The organism is Enterobacter sp. C4G1 (assembly GCF_052886895.1).
In genome coordinates, this window is the sequence record NZ_JBQVVV010000001.1 from 1,588,030 (window position 1) to 1,608,989 (window position 20,960).

20 protein-coding genes are annotated in these 20,960 nt (G+C 55.6%); 14 read left to right on the top strand and 6 right to left on the bottom strand.

The window, feature by feature from the left end; all coding sequences use genetic code 11:
* Positions 1 to 132 precede the first annotated feature (132 nt).
* On the bottom strand, positions 133 to 1,131 hold the full coding sequence (gene fbp / locus ACT9TW_RS07610) for a class 1 fructose-bisphosphatase (protein WP_182063427.1): 999 nt from the start codon (positions 1,129 to 1,131) through the stop codon (positions 133 to 135).
* Between the two features lie 198 nt (positions 1,132 to 1,329).
* Here fbp and mpl point away from each other — a divergent pair, with 198 nt between their 5' ends.
* Complete coding sequence (gene mpl / locus ACT9TW_RS07615) at positions 1,330 to 2,703, top strand: UDP-N-acetylmuramate:L-alanyl-gamma-D-glutamyl-meso-diaminopimelate ligase (RefSeq protein ID WP_446492016.1); 1,374 nt, start codon at positions 1,330 to 1,332, stop codon at positions 2,701 to 2,703.
* A gap of 78 nt (positions 2,704 to 2,781) precedes the next feature.
* Here mpl and yjgA read toward each other — a convergent pair whose 3' ends face one another.
* Complete coding sequence (gene yjgA / locus ACT9TW_RS07620; RefSeq protein WP_023334300.1) at positions 2,782 to 3,333, bottom strand: ribosome biogenesis factor YjgA; 552 nt, start codon at positions 3,331 to 3,333, stop codon at positions 2,782 to 2,784.
* Between the two features lie 95 nt (positions 3,334 to 3,428).
* On the opposite strand from yjgA, the gene pmbA reads away from it, so the two are divergent.
* From pmbA to ACT9TW_RS07685, 13 genes are all read left to right on the top strand, one after another.
* Complete coding sequence (gene pmbA, locus ACT9TW_RS07625; RefSeq protein ID WP_182059376.1) at positions 3,429 to 4,781, top strand: metalloprotease PmbA; 1,353 nt, start codon at positions 3,429 to 3,431, stop codon at positions 4,779 to 4,781.
* A gap of 41 nt (positions 4,782 to 4,822) precedes the next feature.
* Positions 4,823 to 5,209: a cytochrome b562 gene (cybC, locus tag ACT9TW_RS07630; RefSeq protein WP_182059377.1), complete on the top strand. Its 387-nt coding sequence runs from the start codon at positions 4,823 to 4,825 to the stop codon at positions 5,207 to 5,209.
* 320 nt (positions 5,210 to 5,529) lie between these two features.
* Positions 5,530 to 5,868: a glycine dehydrogenase gene (locus ACT9TW_RS07635; RefSeq protein WP_182059378.1), complete on the top strand. Its 339-nt coding sequence runs from the start codon at positions 5,530 to 5,532 to the stop codon at positions 5,866 to 5,868.
* Between the two features lie 10 nt (positions 5,869 to 5,878).
* Positions 5,879 to 6,241, top strand: coding sequence for an SFCGS family glycine-rich protein (locus ACT9TW_RS07640; protein ID WP_014068671.1), 363 nt, complete (start codon positions 5,879 to 5,881; stop codon positions 6,239 to 6,241).
* Between the two features lie 2 nt (positions 6,242 to 6,243).
* On the top strand, positions 6,244 to 6,543 hold the full coding sequence (locus ACT9TW_RS07645) for a DUF4312 family protein (RefSeq protein ID WP_205919462.1): 300 nt from the start codon (positions 6,244 to 6,246) through the stop codon (positions 6,541 to 6,543).
* Between the two features lie 22 nt (positions 6,544 to 6,565).
* The gene (locus tag ACT9TW_RS07650; RefSeq protein ID WP_182059379.1) at positions 6,566 to 7,342 is read left to right on the top strand and encodes a DUF4311 domain-containing protein; all 777 of its coding nucleotides are present in this window, start codon (positions 6,566 to 6,568) and stop codon (positions 7,340 to 7,342) included.
* 13 nt (positions 7,343 to 7,355) lie between these two features.
* Complete coding sequence (locus ACT9TW_RS07655) at positions 7,356 to 7,997, top strand: DUF4310 family protein (RefSeq protein ID WP_182273539.1); 642 nt, start codon at positions 7,356 to 7,358, stop codon at positions 7,995 to 7,997.
* Positions 7,998 to 8,039: 42 nt separating this feature from the next.
* On the top strand, positions 8,040 to 9,173 hold the full coding sequence (locus ACT9TW_RS07660) for an amidohydrolase/deacetylase family metallohydrolase (protein WP_446492017.1): 1,134 nt from the start codon (positions 8,040 to 8,042) through the stop codon (positions 9,171 to 9,173).
* Positions 9,157 to 10,275: a DgaE family pyridoxal phosphate-dependent ammonia lyase gene (locus tag ACT9TW_RS07665; protein ID WP_446492018.1), complete on the top strand. Its 1,119-nt coding sequence runs from the start codon at positions 9,157 to 9,159 to the stop codon at positions 10,273 to 10,275. The genes ACT9TW_RS07660 and ACT9TW_RS07665 overlap by 17 nt, the downstream gene beginning before the upstream one ends.
* Entirely contained in the window at positions 10,272 to 11,012 is a 741-nt protein-coding gene (gene dagF, locus ACT9TW_RS07670) for a 2-dehydro-3-deoxy-phosphogluconate aldolase (RefSeq protein ID WP_166717730.1), read from the top strand. The genes ACT9TW_RS07665 and dagF overlap by 4 nt, the downstream gene beginning before the upstream one ends.
* 92 nt (positions 11,013 to 11,104) lie before the next feature.
* On the top strand, positions 11,105 to 12,247 hold the full coding sequence (locus tag ACT9TW_RS07675; RefSeq protein WP_446492019.1) for a lactonase family protein: 1,143 nt from the start codon (positions 11,105 to 11,107) through the stop codon (positions 12,245 to 12,247).
* Between the two features lie 19 nt (positions 12,248 to 12,266).
* Positions 12,267 to 14,177 carry a BglG family transcription antiterminator gene (locus ACT9TW_RS07680; RefSeq protein ID WP_446492020.1) on the top strand — a complete coding sequence of 637 codons (1,911 nt, stop codon included), beginning with the start codon at positions 12,267 to 12,269 and terminating at the stop codon, positions 14,175 to 14,177.
* A 66-nt stretch (positions 14,178 to 14,243) separates the two neighbouring features.
* Positions 14,244 to 14,486: a type II toxin-antitoxin system RelB/DinJ family antitoxin gene (locus tag ACT9TW_RS07685; protein WP_203452261.1), complete on the top strand. Its 243-nt coding sequence runs from the start codon at positions 14,244 to 14,246 to the stop codon at positions 14,484 to 14,486.
* Between the two features lie 32 nt (positions 14,487 to 14,518).
* Here the strand turns inward: ACT9TW_RS07685 and nrdG are convergent, their stop codons facing one another.
* From nrdG to treB, 4 genes are all read right to left on the bottom strand, one after another.
* The gene (nrdG, locus tag ACT9TW_RS07690; protein ID WP_446492021.1) at positions 14,519 to 14,983 is read right to left on the bottom strand and encodes an anaerobic ribonucleoside-triphosphate reductase-activating protein; all 465 of its coding nucleotides are present in this window, start codon (positions 14,981 to 14,983) and stop codon (positions 14,519 to 14,521) included.
* Positions 14,984 to 15,118: 135 nt separating this feature from the next.
* The gene (gene nrdD / locus ACT9TW_RS07695) at positions 15,119 to 17,257 is read right to left on the bottom strand and encodes an anaerobic ribonucleoside-triphosphate reductase (RefSeq protein ID WP_446492022.1); all 2,139 of its coding nucleotides are present in this window, start codon (positions 17,255 to 17,257) and stop codon (positions 15,119 to 15,121) included.
* Between the two features lie 374 nt (positions 17,258 to 17,631).
* A complete protein-coding gene (gene treC, locus ACT9TW_RS07700) occupies positions 17,632 to 19,290 on the bottom strand; it encodes an alpha,alpha-phosphotrehalase (RefSeq protein WP_446492023.1) in 1,659 nt (552 codons plus the stop codon).
* Positions 19,291 to 19,341: 51 nt separating this feature from the next.
* Complete coding sequence (gene treB / locus ACT9TW_RS07705) at positions 19,342 to 20,760, bottom strand: PTS trehalose transporter subunit IIBC (RefSeq protein ID WP_182063517.1); 1,419 nt, start codon at positions 20,758 to 20,760, stop codon at positions 19,342 to 19,344.
* Positions 20,761 to 20,960: the final 200 nt, after the last annotated feature.

The following is a 20,960-nucleotide window of genomic DNA, read 5'->3' on the forward strand; positions in this document are numbered from 1 at the left end:
AATATTTGTCAAACTGTTATGGAAATAATGCAGGAGCAGCGCTGAATATTAAAGCGTCATTTTTATATTCATTTATACGGTAAAATATATAAATGAGAAGGGGAGCCTGACTGGCTCCCCTGGAGAGAGGTGTTACGCGTCCGGGAATTCGCGGATGAAGCGTTCTACGTCTTCCACCATGTGGTTGTTGCCGACGAAGAACGAACGGCGCTGGTGCAGGCTTTCTGGCACGATATCCAGAATACGCTCTTTACCATCGCTCGCTTTGCCGCCGGCCTGTTCGGCCAGGAACGCCATTGGGTTGCATTCGTACAGCAGACGCAGCTTCCCGTCCGGGTGGCTGGCGGTGCTTGGGTAAAGATAAATGCCGCCTTTCAGCAGGTTGCGGTGGAAGTCCGCCACCAGTGAGCCGATATAACGAGAGGTATATGGGCGCTGGGTGTTCTGATCCTCTTCCTGGCAGAATTTGATGTACTTCTTCACGCCAGTCGGGAATCGGATGTAGTTGCCTTCGTTAATGGAGTAGGTGTTGCCTTTCTCCGGGAAGCGCATACGCTCCTGGCTCAGGCAGAACACACCCAGCGACGGATCGTAGGTGAAGGCGTGAACACCGCAGCCGGTGGTGTACACCAGCATGGTGGATGAACCGTAGACAACGTACCCCGCCGCAACCTGGTTGCTGCCCGGTTGCAGGAAGTCTTCTTCAGTCACCGGCGTGCCAACAGGCGTGACGCGGCGATAAATGGAGAAAATAGTGCCGACAGAAACGTTAACGTCGATGTTAGAGGAGCCGTCCAGCGGATCCATCAGTACAACGTATTTTGCGTGTTCACACCCTTCGAAAACGACAATTTCATCTTCTTCTTCAGAGGCGATACCCGCAACGATGTCGCGCGCGCGCAGTGCAGCTTTCAGTTTTTCATTCGCGAACAGGTCAAGTTTCTGCTGAACCTCGCCCTGCACGTTTTCGGCACCGCTGGCACCCAGGATATCGACCAGACCGGCCTTGTTGATATCACGGTGGATGATCTTAGCGCCAAGCTTTATCGCCGACAGCAAAGCAGTGAGTTCACCCGTAGCATGAGAAAACTCGTGCTGCTTTTCGACAATAAATTCACCTAACGTTTTCATAACACTTTCCCTGCATCTTATGTGAGTAGAGCGATTGTATGTTCACTAAAACGACTAAAGCCCAACAATCTTAACAAACATTCAAATATTAGCGCAGAGGTGAATCGCGCCAGCAGGATACGGATTTTCCTGAAATGCATTTCACAGCCGCTGACATGTGAGTAAAATGTGCTCCACATTGAAGAGGGATAGTGACGTATGCGCATTCATATATTGGGGATTTGTGGCACTTTCATGGGCGGGCTGGCAATGCTGGCACGCTCGCTGGGCCATGAAGTAACAGGTTCGGACGCCAATGTGTATCCGCCGATGAGCACGCTTCTGGAGAATCAGGGCATCGACCTCATTCAGGGTTACGATGCCAGCCAGCTAGACCCGCAGCCGGATCTGGTCATCATTGGCAATGCCATGACCCGTGGCAATCCGTGTGTTGAAGCGGTGCTGGAACGCAATATTCCATACATGTCTGGCCCGCAGTGGCTGCACGATTTCGTTCTGCGCGATCGCTGGGTTGTGGCCGTTGCCGGTACGCACGGTAAAACCACGACTGCCGGGATGGCGACCTGGATCCTCGAAGCCTGTGGTTACAAGCCAGGTTTTGTGATCGGCGGCGTGCCGGGCAACTTCGACGTCTCTGCGCGTCTGGGTGAAAGCCCGTTCTTTGTGATTGAGGCCGATGAGTACGACTGTGCGTTCTTCGATAAACGTTCCAAGTTCGTACACTACTGCCCGCGCACGCTGATCCTCAATAACCTTGAGTTCGATCACGCGGACATCTTTGACGATCTGAAAGCTATCCAGAAACAGTTCCACCATCTGGTGCGTATCGTCCCGGGCCAGGGTCGTATCATCCTGCCGGAAAACGACGTCAACCTGAAACAGACGATGGCGATGGGCTGCTGGAGCGAGCAGGAGCTGGTGGGCGAGCAAGGCCACTGGCAGGCGAAAAAACTCAATGCCGATGCCTCTGAGTGGGAAGTGTTGCTCGATGGCGAAAAAGTGGGTGAGGTGAAGTGGGGCCTGGTGGGCGAGCACAACATGCACAACGGTCTGATGGCGATTGCTGCGGCACGTCATGTGGGCGTTCTGCCTGTGGACGCGGCCAATGCGCTGGGTTCATTCGTGAATGCCCGTCGTCGCCTGGAGCTGCGCGGTGAAGCCCACGGCGTAACGGTGTATGACGACTTTGCACATCACCCAACCGCCATTCTGGCGACGCTTGCTGCCCTGCGCGGTAAAGTCGGCGGAACGGCACGTATCCTGGCTGTGCTGGAACCCCGTTCAAACACCATGAAGATGGGCGTCTGTAAAGACGATCTGGCGCCGTCTTTAGGACGTGCGGATGAAGTGTTCCTGCTGCAACCTCAGCATATTCCATGGCAGGTGGCGGAAGTTGCTGAAGCTTGCGTGCAGCCCGCACACTGGAGTGCAGATGTGGATACCCTGGCGGATATGGTGGTGAAAACCGCCCAGCCTGGCGATCACATTCTGGTAATGAGCAACGGCGGGTTTGGCGGCATCCATCAGAAACTGCTGGATGGTCTGGCGAAAAAGGCTGAAGCCGCAGTGTAAAAAAAAGCCCGGTGGCGCTAGCGCTTACCGGGCCTACTCTTCTGTATTTCCTCTCTCTCCGTTTTGGGGGGGAGGGGATTATTCTTCGTTCTCAGACAGCTCGCGCAGATACTGGAAAATCAGGCGCGCAGACTTCGGCGGCTTATTCCCTTCTTTCTCTTTCTTCGCATTGCGGATCAAAGAACGCAGTTGCTGGCGATCGGCGTCTGGCCACAGATTTAAGACTTCCGGTACCGCGTCATCGCCCTGTTCAATCAGGCGGTCGCGGATCTGCTCAAGCTTATGGAAAAACGCAACCTGCTGGTTATGGCGGTTCTTGAGCTTGTCCAGAGCCTGGCGAATCGGATCAACGTCGCGCTGACGCAACATTTTACCGATAAGCTGAAGCTGGCGGCGACGGCCTTCTTTTTTGATTTTCTGTGCCAGTTCAATGGCATCGCGCAGATCCTGGTCGAGCGGGATCTTATCCAGCGCGTTTTTACCCAGTTCTACCATTTCCGCGCCAAGCTGTTTTAACTCTTCGGCGTCGCGTTTAATTTCACTTTTACTGACCCAGATGATCTCATCATCTTCGTCTTCGATGTCATCACCGGGAACGTCGTCGAGCCAGTCTTCGGGCTGCTTAGTCATGTCAGGCTCCTTAAAAAAAGAGGCTAATGTTACCAGTTAAGACGCGCACTGAAAAACGGTTCTCTGATAGACTTCACTTAACTCTCTCTTACAGTATGGCATTTGCGATGAAAGTAACCTCACAAGTTGAAGCGCAGCGTAAGATTCTGGAAGAAGCAGTCTCCACAGCGCTGGCGCTGGCTTCAGGTAAATCAGATGGCGCCGAAGTGGCGGTAAGCAAAACCACCGGCATTAGCGTAAGTACTCGCTATGGCGAAGTGGAAAATGTTGAATTTAACAGCGATGGCGCACTGGGGATCACGGTTTATCACCAGAATCGCAAAGGTAGCGCGTCATCGACCGACCTCAGCCCGGATGCCATTGCCCGTACGGTGCAGGCCGCGCTGGACATTGCGCGTTATACCTCACCCGATCCTTATGCAGGCGTTGCTGATAAAGAGCTGCTGGCGTTCGACGCACCGGATCTGGACCTGTTCCACCCGGCGGAAGTCACCCCGGATGAGGCTATCGAACTGGCTGCACGTGCAGAACAGGCGTCTCTGCAAGCAGATAAACGCATCACTAATACCGAAGGCGGCAGCTTTAACAGCCACTACGGCATCAAAGTTTTCGGCAACAGCCACGGCATGTTGCAGGGCTATTGCTCAACCCGCCATTCGCTCTCAAGCTGCGTCATTGCCGAAGAGAACGGCGATATGGAGCGTGATTACGCCTACACCATTGGCCGCGCGCTCGGTGATTTACAGTCTCCTGAGTGGGTCGGTGCCGAGTGTGCGCAGCGTACTTTGTCGCGTCTGTCTCCGCGTAAACTCTCCACCATGAAAGCGCCGGTTATTTTTGCCAACGAAGTGGCTACCGGTCTGTTTGGTCACCTGGTGGGGGCAATTGCGGGCGGTTCGGTTTACCGTAAGTCCACGTTCCTGCTGGATTCACTCGGCAAACAGATCCTGCCGGAATGGCTGACCATTGAAGAGCATCCGCATCTGCTGAAAGGACTGGCCTCCACGCCGTTCGACAGCGAAGGTGTGCGCACTGAACGCCGCGATATCATCAAAGACGGTGTTCTGACCCAGTGGCTGCTGACCAACTACTCTGCGCGCAAGCTGGGGCTGAAAAGCACCGGTCACGCGGGCGGCATCCACAACTGGCGCATTGCTGGACAGGGCCTGAACTTTGAGCAGATGCTGAAAGAGATGGGTACAGGTCTGGTGGTCACCGAGCTGATGGGGCAGGGCGTGAGCGGCATCACCGGGGATTACTCTCGCGGTGCGGCAGGCTTCTGGGTTGAAAACGGTGAAATTCAGTATCCGGTGAGCGAAATTACCATCGCCGGCAACCTGAAGGATATGTGGCGCAATATTGTTACTGTCGGTAACGATATTGAAACACGTAGCAATATACAGTGTGGTTCAGTGCTACTGCCGGAAATGAAAATCGCCGGTCAGTAATACCCGTAAAGGCGTTTTAATAATAAAAAAGGAAGTGAGCAATGCGTAAACATCTGTTGGCGATCGTCGCGGCTTCAACGTTGGTTCTTGGCTCAACTGCGTTTGCTGCCGATCTTGAAGAAGATATGGGCATCCTCGGTACCAATCTGAAAGTGGTGCAGAAAACCGATAATGCGTCTGAAATGAAAGATGCATTAACCAAAATGCGTGAAGCGGCTCTGGATGCGCAGAAAGCGACGCCAGCGAAGCTGGAAAGCAAAGCGGCAGACAGCGCAGAAATGAAAGATTACCGCCACGGTTTTGATATCCTGGTCGGCCAGATTGACGGTGCGCTGAAACTGGCAAACGAAGGTAAAGTGAAAGAGGCGAAGGCGGCGGCTGAGCAGTTCGTGACGACCCGCAACACTTATCACAAAAAATACCGCTAACAGACTCAGCATCTGACGCAACAGCAAGGCGAGGGCGTACTGCTCTCGCTTTTTTTATGCATCGTAATAAGTAAACCCTATCTCTGTCACATTTCTGCGACTCCCCCACCCGTTGTTTTCATGTTCTGCCCTGCCGTTTTGTTGATTGGTTATGTGATGTTCCTCACGTAAAACCAGTGAATTGTCATCATTCAGCGCATTTTTGTGGCACAGATCACTGCCGCCGCCCGCCTTTCCACTTCGAAGTGGAAAACAACTCGCTACAAACAATTAACGGCCAACGTTAGTTTTATCTCAGAGACATTAACGGGGTAAGACGAGTGATTAACGGAGCGGTAATGAACGACGTTGGAGACCAGGCGGTACAAACAGAGCAGCTCGCGACCACCATGCTTGAGCAGGTTTATGCCCTGTTGGCCCGGCACAACATCATCCCCAATGCAGTACAGGAACAGATGCTGACTTCACACGTTCGCGCCATGGCGCACCGGTCTGTGACCGGCGAGCCGCTGCCGGAAGTCGAAGCGGAATTGTTCGACGAAATTTCACCCGATTCAATGCGACTTGCCCGCGAAGTGGTGGCGCAGTTTGGCAACCTTCCTGATGAAGAAGCCTGGCTGCTCTCCGTTCACTTTGAAGTCGCAAAAGACAACCTTTAAGGAGCAACACATGGAACAAATTACAGTCGTGATTGGCGATCGCCTGGGTAAAGGTCAGAAAGTAGCGGCCGGTATCGAAAAAGCAGGTGGACGCGCGGTGGTTGTGCCGGGTATGGCAGCGGATATGAAGCTGGGTGACGTGATGAAAGCGGAAAACGCCACCTTCGGTATCTCCTTCTGCGGCAGCGGTGGCGCGGGCGCAATTACCGCCCAAACCAAATATGGCTACAAAGCCAAATACGGTATGCGTTCAGTGGAAGAGGGCGTAACCGCCATCAATGAAGGCTGCAATGTACTCGGCTTTGGCTTTATGGATAAAGAAGAGCTGGGCGAGCGTCTGGTACAGGCGTGGCAGAAGAAGCACGGCGCGTAAGCATGAAAGAACAATTCACAACCACGGTGAGAGTGAAGGGAAAAGGCGACGCCAAAGCGCGCGCCTTTGCCGATGCACTCAACCACGTTCAGGCCGCGGTGATGAAAGCCTCACCGCATATCTTACTGCGTATTGAGCCACAGGATGTGCAGGTCGTTCAGGCGCAAGAAGTGGTGCGAAAAGAGGCATTTCTGTTCTTCTTTTTGCGCCGGGAAAGACGCACCTACAGCGTGGAGCTGGATGTGACTGTCAACGTGACCGCCATCAATCTCGACCAGGTGGATTTCGTCACGCAACGCTGATTATTCATAAAAGGGCAGACTGATGTTCTTAATTATATTAATAAAATCGCTCATTATTGGCGGCCTGGTTGGCGTCGGTGTGGGGGCCGGGGCTGCACGCATGTTTCATGCGCCTACCACTCAGGGTATGGGCGCGTTTCGTACGTTGGGGGAACTGAACTCCTGTGAAGGGGATCCGGCTTCTCACTTCTCCTTTGGGTTAGGCTTCTTCTTTAACGCCTGGGCCTCTTCCGTGGCCGCAGGTGCATTCACTCAGGACGTTGACCACCGCATTATCCCGAACTGGGGCGCGGCGGCGCTGATGATCAAGAACCGTAATGTCGGTGAAACACTCCACGACCCACGCAAAATGGCGATTGCCTGCGGCGTGATCGGCATGATCGTCGTGACCTTCCTTAACCTTACCGCCTCTTCCGTTCCGGCTGCGCTCCAGGTGACCGCCGTTAAGGTGCTGGTACCGGCAGCCAACCTGCTGGTGAACACCGTGATGCCGGTGATTTTCTGGCTGGCGGCTATCGACGCGGGCAAAAAATCTGGCTTCTGGGCTACCGTGTTTGGCGGCGCAGCGCAGCTGATTATGGGGAACGCCGTACCGGGTCTGGTGCTGGGTATCCTGATTGGTAAAGGCGTTGAAGAGAGCGGCTGGAACCACGTCACCAAAGTGATGATGGTCGCCATCGTGGCGCTGTTTGTCCTGAGCGGCTTCTTCCGCGGCTTCGACATGAAGATGATCGAATCCTTCCATCTGACCGTGCCGAACTGGCTCGACATGATCCACAACTCGCTCAGCGGTAAATAACAGGAGCCTCTACATGGAACAGAATAAAGGTTTTTGGTATGCCGACTGGTCGTTCCCGATCTTCGTTGGCCTGCTCTCTTCCGGCGTGTTCGCCGGGACGCACATGTACTACCTGTATGGCATTGGCGCGTTTAACGAAGTGGCCTTCGTGGCGATGCTGAAAGCGGGTATCGATACCGGCGTGTACGGCGCGGTGGCGGCGTTTGGCGCAAGCTTCCTGTTCGCGCGCATCATCGAAGGGTCTCTGGTCGGTATTCTCGATATCGGCGGTGCCATCCAGACCGGCGTGGGCCTTGGTGTGCCCGCGCTGCTGCTGGGGGCGGGCATTATGTTCCCGGTGACCAACTTCATTGCCGCGCTGATTACCGGCCTGGTGATTGGTCTGGCGATTGGTTACGTCATCATCCTGGCGCGTAAATTCACCATCAATCAGAGCAACTCCACCTACGGGGCTGACGTGATGATGGGCGCGGGTAACGCTTCCGGCCGCTTCCTCGGCCCGTTGATTATCCTCAGCGCCATGACCGCTTCGATCCCTATCGGTATCGGTTCACTGGCCGGTGCGCTGCTGTTCTACCTCTGGCAGAAGCCGATTACCGGTGGCGCTATCCTCGGTGCGATGATCTTAGGCTGGCTGTTCCCGGTCGCCCTTTAATACCTGCGGGCGCTCCGGCGCCCGTCTTATCAGGAGAACCCCATGTTTGATTTACTCCTGCGCCGTGCGCGCCTCACCGACGATACCCTGACCGATATCGCCATTCAGGACGGGAAAATCGCGGCGCTTGGCGAGATTGACGCCCCCGCCCGTAAAACGGTTGAGCTTAATGGTGAAGTGTTCGTCAGCGCAGGCTGGATTGACTCCCACGTTCACTGCTACCCGAATTCCCCGATTTACCACGACGAACCGGACAGCGTCGGCATCGCTACCGGCGTGACCTCCGTGGTGGATGCAGGCAGCACTGGCGCGGATGACGTGGACGATTTTTACGCCATCACCCGCAAAGCCTCAACTGAAGTCTTTGCCCTGCTGAATATCTCGCGCGTGGGGCTGATTGCCCAGAACGAATTGGCCAATATGGCCAATATTGACGCGGATGCCGTGAAGCAGGCCGTTAAACGCCACCCTGACTTTATCGTCGGCCTGAAAGCGCGCATGAGCAGCAGCGTGGTCGGCGAAAATGGCATTACGCCGCTGGAGCGTGCCAAAGCCATCCAGAAAGAGAACGGCGACCTGCCGTTGATGGTGCACATTGGCAACAACCCGCCAAATCTCGACGAAATTGCCGGGCTGCTGAGTTCCGGCGACATCATTACCCACTGCTACAACGGCAAACCGAACCGCATTCTGACCCCATCCGGCGAGCTGCGCGCGTCCATCACCAGCGCCCTGAAACGCGGCGTGCGTCTGGACGTGGGCCACGGCACGGCGAGCTTTAGCTTTGAGGTGGCGAAACGCGCCATCGCGATGGGCATTCTGCCGCACACCATCAGCTCGGATATTTACTGCCGCAACCGCATTAATGGCCCGGTCGGGTCGCTGGCGAGCGTGATGTCGAAATTCCTCGCCATCGGTATGTCGTTGCCGCAGGTGATTGAGTGCGTGACCGCAAATGCCGCTGACGGCCTGCGCCTGACGCGCAAAGGGCGCATCCAGCCTGGGCTCGACGCTGACCTGACGCTGTTCACCATTAAGCGCCAGCCAACGGTATTAACCGATGCCGAAAACGACAGCCTTCAGGCTGAACACATTCTGGTGCCGCTTGCCGCGATCCGCGCGGGCAAGGGCTACATGACCGAACAAGGGAGCACGGAACATGCCTTCGATTTATGAGAAGTACAATTTAAAACAGGTCATCAACACCTCTGGCCGCATGACGGCGCTGGGTGTTTCAACGCCACGCCCGGAAGTGGTGCAGGCGGCGATGGACGGGATGAACCAGTACTTCGAAATGAAAGATCTGGTGAACAAAACCGGTGAATACATTGCGGATCTGCTGGATGTGGAAGGGGCGACCGTTGTCTCTTGCGCTTCAGCGGGCATTGCCCAGTCCGTGGCGGCGGTGCTGGTGAAAGACAGCGACTGGCTGCTGGAAAACCTGCACGTCACCCCGATTGAGAACAACGAAATCGTGCTGCCGAAAGGCCACAACGTTAACTTTGGCGCGCCGGTCGGCACCATGGTGGCGCTGGGCGGCGGCAAGCTGGTGGAAGCGGGTTATGCCAACGAATGTTCTGCCGATCAGCTGGCGGCAGCCATCACTCCGCGCACGGCGGCGATCCTGTACATCAAGTCTCACCACTGCGTGCAGAAAAGTATGCTCAGCGTAGAGCAGGCGGCAGTGGTGGCGCGTAAACACGGCCTGCCGCTGATTGTGGATGCGGCAGCGGAAGAAGATCTGCACGTTTACTACCGTTCCGGCGCGGATCTGGTTATTTACAGCGGTGCGAAGGCGATCGAAGGGCCAACGAGCGGTCTGGTGATCGGCAAAACACAGTATGTTGAGTGGGTGAAACGACAGACGGCGGGTATTGGCCGTGCGATGAAGGTGGGTAAAGAGGGTATTCTTGGCCTGACCTGCGCCATCGAACACTACCTGACCGCGACCAAAGAGAGCGGTGCCGAGATGGTGGCCAAGATGACGCCGTTTATCGACGCGCTGAACACCCTTAACGGCGTCACCGCTCGCGTGGTCTGGGACAGCGCCGGTCGCGATATCGCGCGCGCTGAAATCAAGTTTGACGAAGCCACCACCGGCATGGGCACCGGCGAGCTGGTTAACCGCCTGAAGCAGGGCGAATATGCGATTTATTTCCGTGGCTACAAAGCCAACGAAGGGATTATCGAAGCGGACGTGCGCAGCGTGAACGCAGAGCAGCTAAACATTGTGTACCGCCGCATTGGCGAAGTATTAGGACAGGAGAAACACGCATGAAACTGACCCCCAACTTTTACCGTGACCGTGTCTGCCTGAACGTGCTGGCGGGTTCAAAAGCTAATGCCAGCGCCATTTACGAAGCGGCAGAAGGCCATGTGCTGGTGGGCGTGCTCTCCAAAAATTACCCGGACGTGGCAAGCGCGGTGGCCGATATGCGTGAATACGCGCAACTGATTGATAACGCGCTCTCTGTTGGCCTGGGCGCGGGCGATCCGAACCAGTCGGCGATGGTGAGTGAAATCTCCCGTCAGGTACAACCGCAGCACGTGAACCAGGTCTTTACCGGCGTGGCGACCAGCCGCGCGCTGCTGGGGCAAAATGAATCTGTGGTCAACGGTCTTGTATCGCCAACCGGCACTGTCGGCATGGTCAAAATCTCCACCGGCCCGCTGAGCAGCGCGGCACCGGACGGTATCGTGCCGGTAGAAACGGCGATTGCCCTGCTGAAAGATTTTGGCGGCAGCTCCATTAAGTATTTCCCGATGGGCGGCCTGAAGTGCCGTGATGAGTACAAAGCGGTAGCGGAAGCCTGCGCCCGCCACGACTTCTGGCTGGAGCCAACCGGCGGTATCGATCTGGAAAATTATGAGGAGATTTTGCAGATTGCGCTGGACGCGGGCGTGAGCAAAATCATCCCGCATATCTACAGCTCTATTATCGACAAAGCCAGCGGCGACACGCGCCCGGAAGATGTGCGTACGCTGCTTGAGATGACGAAAAAACTGGTTAAGTAATCCCAGCCCCTCCCCCAACGTTTTACTCCCTCTCCCTTTGGGAGAGGGCTGGGGTGAGGGGAAACACACCATACAAACCCGAAGGAGCCACCATGCACACCCGTAGCCTGCTTGTCGCTTCACTCTCAATGCTCACCACCGCCGCCATCGCCCAGCCGCAATACGCCTGGGTGGGAACCTACAACCCGAACGGCGAAGGGCTATACCGCTTTACCGTTGACCCGCAAACCGGGGCGCTCGCCAGCAAAACGCTGGTCAGCAAACTGCCCAATGCCGCACAGCTCACTGTTTCGCACGATGGCAAAACGCTTTATGTAGCAAGCGAAGTGGAGCAGGGCGTGGTGCAGGCATTACGCGTGGGTGATAACGGCGCGGTGAGTGAATTAAATCAGGTGGCTTCCGGTGGGGCTGGCCCGGTTTATCTCTCTTTAACGCCCAATGGCCGTCATCTGCTGGTGGCAAACTATGTGAGTGGCTCCATTGCCGTGTTGCCCGTGAAGGCGGACGGCAGCCTGGATGACGCATCGGACACCCATCAGGACCAGGGTGAGCCGGGTGCGGCAAAACCGGAAGCTGCTGCGGAAGGGAGTTTTGCGGTAAGCGATCATAATGGCCCACATGCGCACATGATCGCCGCCGATCCTCGCGGGAAGTATGTCTTTTCCACCGATCTGGGGCTGGATCGTATCTACCAGTACCGTTTTGACGATCAAAGCGGAAAACTGACGCCGAACGATCCGCCGTTTATCAGTGCCTCCTCAAAAGGTGCCGGGCCGCGCCACTTCGTCTTTACGCCAAAAGGTGATGCCCTGTGGCTGATTAACGAAGAGGCGTCTACGCTGACCCATTATGTCGTGAATGCAAATGGCACCCTGAAAGAGGGCAAAACGCTTTCGGCGTTGCCCGCAGGCTATAAAGGCACCAGTTTTGCTGCCGGGCTGGTGTTAAGCGCAGACGGTAAACAGCTGTATGTGGCTAACCGTTTGCATAACAGCATCGGGCACTTTACCGTAACAGCTGATGGCACGCTGACGCATCAGGACGATGTCTGGACGCGTGGTGATTACCCGCGCTCGCTGACGCTGGATAAACAAGGGCGCTGGCTATACGTCATGAACCAGCGCAGCGACAACATCACCCGATACCGCGTAGCGGAAGACGGCAAACTCAGCTTCGAACCGGACTATACGCCGGTTGGCAGCCCATCCCAGATGGTTATTTCACCTTCTCCCTGAGCCGTAAGAGGACAACGACGTGCGATTCCCGAACCAACGTTTAGCGCAACTTTTCGAACTGTTGCAAAACGAAACGCTGCCACAGGACGAGCTGGCGCAGCGGCTGTCGGTGTCCACGCGTACCGTCCGTGCTGATATCACAGCCCTGAATGCGCTGCTGGCGAGCCACGGCGCACAGTTTATTCTGAGCCGGGGTAATGGTTACCAGCTCAAAATAGACGATGCGGCGCGCTATCAGCAGCTACAGGATTCTCATCCGCGTGCGCTGCGTATTCCCCGTACGGGGCCGGAGCGGGTGCACTATCTGGTGGTGCGTTTTCTGACGTCGGCCTTTTCGCTCAAGCTTGAAGATCTGGCAGACGAGTGGTTTGTCAGCCGCGCCACACTGCAAAGCGACATGGTGGAAGTGCGCGAGTGGTTCCACCGCTACAACCTGACCCTGGAAACCCGCCCGCGCCATGGCATGAAGCTGTTTGGCAGCGAGATGGCGACCCGCGCCTGTCTGACCGACCTGCTCTGGGAGCTGGCACAGCAGGACAGCCTGAACCCGCTGGTCACCGAAGTGGCGCTGAATGCGGGCGTTCCTGAACAGATGGTCACGGTGCTGCATGATGTGCTAACCCGCCACCACATCCGCCTGACGGACGAAGGCGAACTGTTCCTGCGCCTGTACTGCGCGGTGTCGGTTCGCCGTATCAGTGAAGGCTATCCACTGCCTGAATTCCACGCGGAAGATGTGGAAGAGAACGTGCGTGAAGCAGCGAAAGACATCGCGGTGACCATTCAACAGCTGGCGGGTAAGGCGCTTGCCCCCTCGGAAGAGAGCTGGCTTTGCGTGCACATTGCCGCGCGCCAGATCCAGGAGATCGCCCCAAGTGCCATCAACGCCGACGATGATGAAGCGCTGGTCAATTACATCCTGCGCTACATCAACACCCACTATAACTACAACCTGCTCAGTGATGAGCAGCTGCACGCAGACTTACTCACGCACATTAAAACCATGATCACCCGCGTGCGGTATCAAATTATGATCCCCAATCCGCTGCTGGATAACATCAAACAGCACTACCCGATGGCCTGGGACATGACCCTGGCGGCGGTATCAAGCTGGGGCAAATACACGCCGTATGTGATCAGCGAAAACGAGATTGGCTTCCTGGTGCTGCATATCGGCGTGGGGCTTGAGCGCCACTACAACATTGGCTACCAGCGCCAGCCCCGTGTGCTGCTGGTGTGCGATGCGGGCAACGCGATGGTGAGAATGATTGAGGCGGTGCTCCAGCGTAAATATCCGCAGATTGAGGTGACGCGCACCCTCACACTGCGCGAGTACGAGCAGGCAGAAAGCCTCAGCGAAGATTTTGTTATCTCCACCGCCCGTATCAGCGAAAAGGCGAAACCGGTGGTGATGATCGCCCCGTTCCCGACTGACTACCAGCTGGAGCAAATCGGCAAGCTGGTGCTGGTGGACCGCACTCGCCCGTGGATGCTGGATAAATACTTCGACGCCGCTCATTTCCGCATTATCGATAAACCCATCGACCAGCAGACGCTGTTCCGTGAACTGTGTGAGCAGCTTGAAAGCGAAGGCTTTGTTGGCGCGGAGTTTCTCGATTCCGTTGTCGAGCGTGAGGCTATTGTCAGCACCATGCTCGGCGAAGGAATTGCGTTGCCGCACTCCCTGGGCCTGCTGGCGCAGAAAACCGTGGTCTATACGGTGCTGGCGCCGCACGGCATCCCGTGGGGCGATGAAACCGCGCATGTGATTTTCCTGCTCGCTATAAGCAAAAGCGAGTATGAAGAGGCAATGGCGATCTACGATATTTTTGTCACCTTCCTGCGCGAACGGGCAATGACGCGGCTTTGCGGCTGTAAGGATTTCGCCGGGTTTAAGGCGGTGGCGATGGAGAGTTTGAGCCGGTTTTGAGAAGCGTTATCCAGAATTCGGTGTAATGCTAAACTGCATTACACATCCCATTTTACCGGAGGCATAATGGCCACGCTTAACGTCCGTCTGGATGACAAACTCAAAAACGAGGCTTATGCCGTGCTGGAAAAACTCAATATCACTCCGACAGAAGCGGTGCGCTTGCTGTTTCAGTATGTCGCTGAAACGGGGCGGATGCCGGTGAAAACCGTCACGATCAGCGACAGTGAAGATGCATTGATTCAGACCGTCCGGGAGAGACTGGCCAGTCCGCAAAAGGGAATTAAGGTCAGTCTGGATGACTTATGAGCTATCGCGATGCTAACAAACGGCTTTAGCGATTACCGCAAGTGATGCACAACCTGGTTACTGCTGCCGCGCCAGATAAGCGCCGGGTCTTTTAAATCCTGCACGAATTTGCCATCGACCAGCACGTTAATCAGATCCACCACCTCCATTTGGGCGGTGTTCAGTTCATCCAGCTTATAGCCCGTCCATACCCAGATATCTTTTCCCGCGCACTCGCGGCGAATGCGTTTAACCAGCTTCAGGATCTCCGGTACGTTTTGCGGGTGCAGCGGATCGCCTCCCGACAGCGAAATGCCCTGGCGGTGAATGCGCGTGTCTTTCAGGTCGTTGATGATCCTGTCTTCCATCTCCTGGGTGAATGGCATCCCAGAATTTACACGCCAGGTGCTTTTGTTGTAGCAGCCCGGGCATTCGTGAACGCAACCTGAAACGAACAGGGTGCAGCGGGTACCGGGGCCGTTGACGATGTCGACGGGGTAGTACTGGTGATAGTTCATAACGTTAACCTGATGTCCTCACCCCGGCCCTCTCCCACAGGGAGAAAACCGGAGTCAGGCTCAACAATGTACTCGATCGGTTCCCTCTCCCTTGAGGGAGAGGGTTAGGGTGAGGGGGAAAATCCGGCGAAAAACTTAACCTAACTGCCCATTCCCTAAATGTTTCACGCGACGTTTCACCTCTTCCTGCTTACCGGCGTTAAACGGACGCGCATCCGGGCTGCCAAGATAACCGCACACGCGGCGGGTGACGGAAACGCGTGCCGCATCGTGGTTACCGCATTTCGGACAGGTGAAGCCTTTGCTGGTGCACTCAAACTCACCCGTGAAGCCGCACTCGTAGCACTCGTCGATTGGCGTGTTCGTGCCGTAATAGGGCACGTGCTGGTAGCTGTAATCCCACACGTCTTCCAGCGCTTTCAGATTGTGCTGGATGTTCGGGTACTCGCCATAACAGATGAAACCACCGCTGGCGATTGGCGGGTAAGCCGCTTCGAAGTCGATCTTGTCGTACGGGTTAACCTTTTTCTCAACGTCCAGGTGGAAGCTGTTGGTGTAGTAACCTTTGTCGGTTACCCCTTCCACAATGCCGAACTCCGCGGTGTCGAGGCGGCAGAAACGGTCGCACAGGTTTTCACTTGGTGTGCTGTACAGACTGAAACCGTAGCCCGTCTCATCTTTCCACTGGTCAACCGCATCGCGCAGACGCTGGACGATAGCGACGCCTTTCTCACGCAGGGCTTCGCTGTCGTACATATGCGTGTCGCCACACAGCGCGTTGATTGTCTCGTGAATGCCGATGTAACCCAGAGAAATAGACGCACGGCCGTTTTTGAAGATTTCTGATACGTCATCGTCCGCTTTCAGACGCACGCCGCAGGCCCCTTCCATATAGAGAATGGGCGCGACGCGGGCTTTCACCCCTTCCAGGCGCGCAATACGGGTCATCAGCGCTTTACGGGCCAGTTGCAGACGCTCATCCAGCAGTGTCCAGAAAGCGGCTTCATGGCCTTTGGCTTCCAGCGCGATACGCGGCAGGTTAAGGCTGATCACGCCCAGGTTGTTACGCCCGTCGTGGATCTGCTCGCCGTTTTCATCTTCATACACGCCGAGGAAGCTGCGGCAGCCCATTGGCGTTTTGAACGAACCCGTGACTTTCACCACCTGGTCATAGTTCAGGATGTCCGGGTACATACGCTTGCTCGCGCATTCCAGCGCCAGCTGTTTGATGTCGTAGTTCGGATCGCCAAACTTATGATTCAGACCGTCGCGGATAGCGAACACCAGTTTCGGGAACACGGCGGTTTTGCGGTTTTTGCCGAGGCCAGAAATACGGTTGCGCAGAATGGACTGCTGGATCAGGCGCGATTCCCAGCTGGTACCCAGGCCAAAGCCAAAGGTCACAAACGGGGTCTGGCCGTTTGCGGTATGCAGCGTATTCACTTCATATTCGAGCGACTGGAATGCGTCGTAGCACTCTTTTTCAGTGCGTGAATGCGCATAGCCGTCCGCGTCCGGGATCTGCCACTCTTCGGCGGTTTTACGGTGTTTGTTGAAGCTCGCCGTAACGAACGGGGCCAGCACTTCATCAATACGGTTAATGGTGGTGCCGCCGTAAATGTGGCTGGCAACCTGCGCGATAATCTGGGCGGTCACCGCCGTGGCAGTGGAGATCGATTTTGGCGGTTCAATCTCTGCGTTACCCATTTTAAAGCCGTGGGTCAGCATGCCTTTCAGATCGATCAACATACAGTTGAACATCGGGAAGAACGGCGAATAGTCGAGATCGTGGTAGTGGATCTCACCGCGTTCGTGCGCGGAAACCACATCGCGCGGCAGCAGGTGCTGGCGCGCATAGTGTTTGGCAACAATACCGGCCAGCAGATCGCGCTGGGTAGGAATGACTTTACTGTCTTTGTTGGCGTTTTCGTTGAGCAGCGCAGAGTTGGTTTGCTCCACCAGGCCGCGAATATCCTGGTTCAGTCGGCCACGTTTTTCGCGCTGGACGTCACGGTCGTGACGGTATTCGATGTAAGCGCGGGCCAGCTGCTTGTATGGGCCCGCCATCAGCTGGTTCTCAACAGCAGTCTGGATCTCGCTGATATCCACCTGGCTACGTTCGTTCATCTGGCTGCTAACGACTTCTGCGACGGTGGCGCAGTAATCTGCGTCATCGACTCCCGCTGCTTTAGCTGCACGCAGAATGGCTTCTTTGATGCGCTCTGATTTAAACGGCACTTTACAGCCATCACGTTTCATCACATGCGGTGTCATGATCACTCCATTTTAAAAACAGGTTATCCACAGAGGTGGAGAAGACTGCACCGGGCTGATGTATTGATAGCCCAGTCACTTCCCTCGTTCCCGACAGTTGTTATCCACAATTCCGGAGAGCTGAGTCGCCGTCTTGTTGTTGGAATAGTAGACGATAAATACAAGATGTTGGGTCGGCGTGCATTTTAAGTGCTACATATAGTGATTTGCATCAAACATGTTTGCGATTTATTTGATTCAGAACAAAGTAAAAAGACGAGAGTACAAATGACGGGCGCTACAGCGTTTGTAAATTGTGGCAGGAAAAATCTGATTAATAATTCAACAAAAACAGTAAGGTAAACCGGGCATATTGCTATGCCCGGCGATAAGAATTATGGCTGAAGCCACCAGACTGCTTCAAACGGACGCAGGGTCATGGCCTGCGGTGCGTTGGCTGCTTCTGCAAAATTGCTCATGACTACCTGCCATTCGCCGCTCTGTGCGTCTGGCTGCCATTGCTGGCATGCATTGCTGAGGTTTGCCGCCACGATCAGGGTTTGTCCCTGCCACTGACGACGGTAGCACCACAGGGCTGGGTGCTCAGGCAGCAGATCCTGATAATCCCCCCACGTCAGTACCGGCAGTGTTTTACGCAGCGCAATCAATGACTGATAGGTATAGAACACCGAATCCGGGTCGCTCAGTGCCGCGCTGGCGTTAATGCTCTGGTAGTTATCGCAGACCGCAATCCACGGTTCACCCGCCGTAAAACCGGCGTTTGGTGAGGCATCCCATTGCATTGGCGTCCGGCCATTATCACGGGATTTACTGGCGAGGATCTCCAGCAGCTCATCCGCTTCACGGCCCGCGGCGCGCAGCTCGGTGAACATATTCAGGCTTTCCACATCGCGATAATCCGTGATCTGGCGGAAGTGCGGGTTGGTCATGCCCAGCTCTTCACCCTGGTAGATATACGGCGTGCCCTGCATTCCATGCAGCACCATCGCCAGCATTTTCGCGGCAGGGACGCGATGCTCGCCCTCATCGCCAAAACGCGACGCGATGCGCGGTTGATCGTGGTTACACCAGAAGAGGGCGTTCCAGGCCACGTTGTGCATTCCCTGCTGCCAGTGGCTGAACAGGGTTTTCAGCGCCACGTAATCGGGCTGCGCTTTCGTCCATTTTTCACCGTCAGGGTAGTCCACTTTCAGGTGATGGAAGTTAAAGGTCATCGACAGTTCGCGCCCGTCCAGGGAGGCGTACTGCTGGCAGTTTTCTAACGAGGTGGAAGACATCTCGCCCACCGTCATCAGGTTGCGCGGGGCGAAGACGTCGCGGCTCATCTCCTGCAAATATTCATGAACGCGCGGCCCGTCGGTGTAAAAGCGGCGGCCATCGCCGTGCTCGTCATTCGGGAATGCCTGATCTTTGGAGATAAGGTTAATGACGTCGAGACGTAAACCGTCCACGCCGCGATCGGCCCAGAATTCGCATACTTTTTTCAGCTCGGTACGCACTGCCGGGTTTTCCCAGTTCAGATCCGCCTGTTCCGGGGCAAACAGGTGCAGATAGTACTGTTCGCTGCCCGCGTGCCAGCGCCAGGCATTACCGCCAAATTTAGAGCGCCAGTTATTCGGCAGCAGGCCATCCGGCGTGCCGTCGCGCCAGATATAGAACTGGCGATACGGGCTCTCTTTGTTCAATGATTCGCGAAACCACGCGTGCTGGGTCGAGGTGTGATTAAGCACCATATCAAGCACAATGCGGATGCCGCGGGAATGGGCCTGCGCGACCAGCTCGTCAAAGTCATCCAGCGTGCCGTATGCCGGGTCGATAGCGGTATAATTCGCCACGTCATAGCCGTTATCAATCTGCGGAGAGATATAGAACGGGGTCAGCCAGATGGCATCAATACCGAGATTTTTCAGGTAGTCGAGGCGCTGCGTTACGCCGCGTAAATCCCCGGTACCGCATCCGGTTGTGTCCTGAAAACTCTTTGGGTAAATCTGATAGATGACACCGTTTTGCCACCACTGAGGAAGGGTATTCATAGTTCGTTCCTGCAAATGCGAAGGGGCGCAATTGCGCCCCGAAAGATGAAGTTAAACAATCTGCAACGTGCCCTGGCGGTACTTACGTTGATAAACAAAGGTGGTCAGTGCCAGCGGGACAATAATCGCGATAGCCATGGCCAGCGCAAACACTTGCCAGAAGGCTGGCTGAATGGAGAGGATGCCCGGCAGGCCACCCACGCCAATCCCGTTTGCCATCACGCCGTTCAGGCCGCACACCAGGCCCGCCAGGCCAGAGCCAATCATGGCGCACAGCATTGGGAAGCGGTATTTCAGGTTGATCCCGTACATCGCCGGTTCGGTCACACCGAGGTAGGCAGAGATAGCCGCCGGAACGGAAATCTCACGTTCGTTATGCTTACGGCTGACGATGATTATGCCAGTAACCGCAGACGCCTGAGCAATGTTAGACAGTGCAATGATTGGCCAGACTGGCGTGCCGCCCATGCTCTGAATCATCTGCATATCAATGGCAAGCGTGGTCTGGTGCACACCGGTAATAACCAGCGGCGCATACAGGAAGCCAAACAGCGCAGCACCAATCGGCGCGAAGCTGCCGGTCATCAGATGGCGTACTGCAAAGGCCACACCGTCGCCGATCATGCGGCCAAACGGGCCGATAAAGGCGTGGGCAAGGAACACGGCGATAATCAGGGAACAGACCGGCACCACCACCAGATACAGGTAATCCGGGACGATACGTTTTAAGCGAGTCTCAATAAAGCCCAGCGCCAGACCTGCCAGTAACGCCGGGATAACCTGCGCCTGATAGCCCACTTTCGCGATAGTGAACAGACCGAAGTTCCAGACTTCCGGCACCTGCTGACCCAGTAAGTAAGCGTTCATTAACTGCGGAGACACCAGCGTGACGCCAAGGACAATCCCCAGGATTGGCGTGCCGCCCATCTTACGCACCGCCGACCAGCAAATCCCGACAGGCAGATAGAAGAAGATGGCTTCGCCAATCAGCCACAGGAAGTCATAAACGGTCTTCAGTGACGGGTAGATTTGCGCCAGGGTTTTGCCGTCGCTCATCGGTACATCGCCGATCACGTTACGGAAACCTAAGATCAAGCCCCCGCTGATCAGCGCCGGCAGCAGCGGGAAGAAGATCTCCGCAAAGTGCGAGATCAGCTGCTCGTGCCATTTCATATTTTGACGCGCGGCCTGCTTCGCCTGCTCTTTATCAGCAGATGAGTGGCCAGTGGTGGCCAGCAGAGCCTGATAGTAATCGCCCACTTCTGTGCCGATAACCACCTGGAACTGCCCGGCGTTGGTAAAGCAGCCTTTCACCATCGAAAGCTCTTCAATCGCTTTCGGATTGGCTTTGGCCGGATCGTTCAGCACAAAGCGCAGGCGGGTAATGCAATGGCTGACGGTTGCGATGTTATCGCGACCGCCAACCAGGACGATCAACTGGTCGATATCAGCTTGTTTGACTTTGCTCATCATGAAACCTCATGACAGATGGATAAGGGTGTAATGACCTGAAAGCAAGCCTACTCGTTAAGCGTTCCGGGGAAAATGGGAACGTTCCCGAAATCAGGCGAAGATCACAATAATCCGTTGCTCGGGGGTTATCTGGTTACCTTTCTTAATGCGCGAATGTGCCTGATAGGGGAGCGATACAAAAATCTCTGGAACTTTCG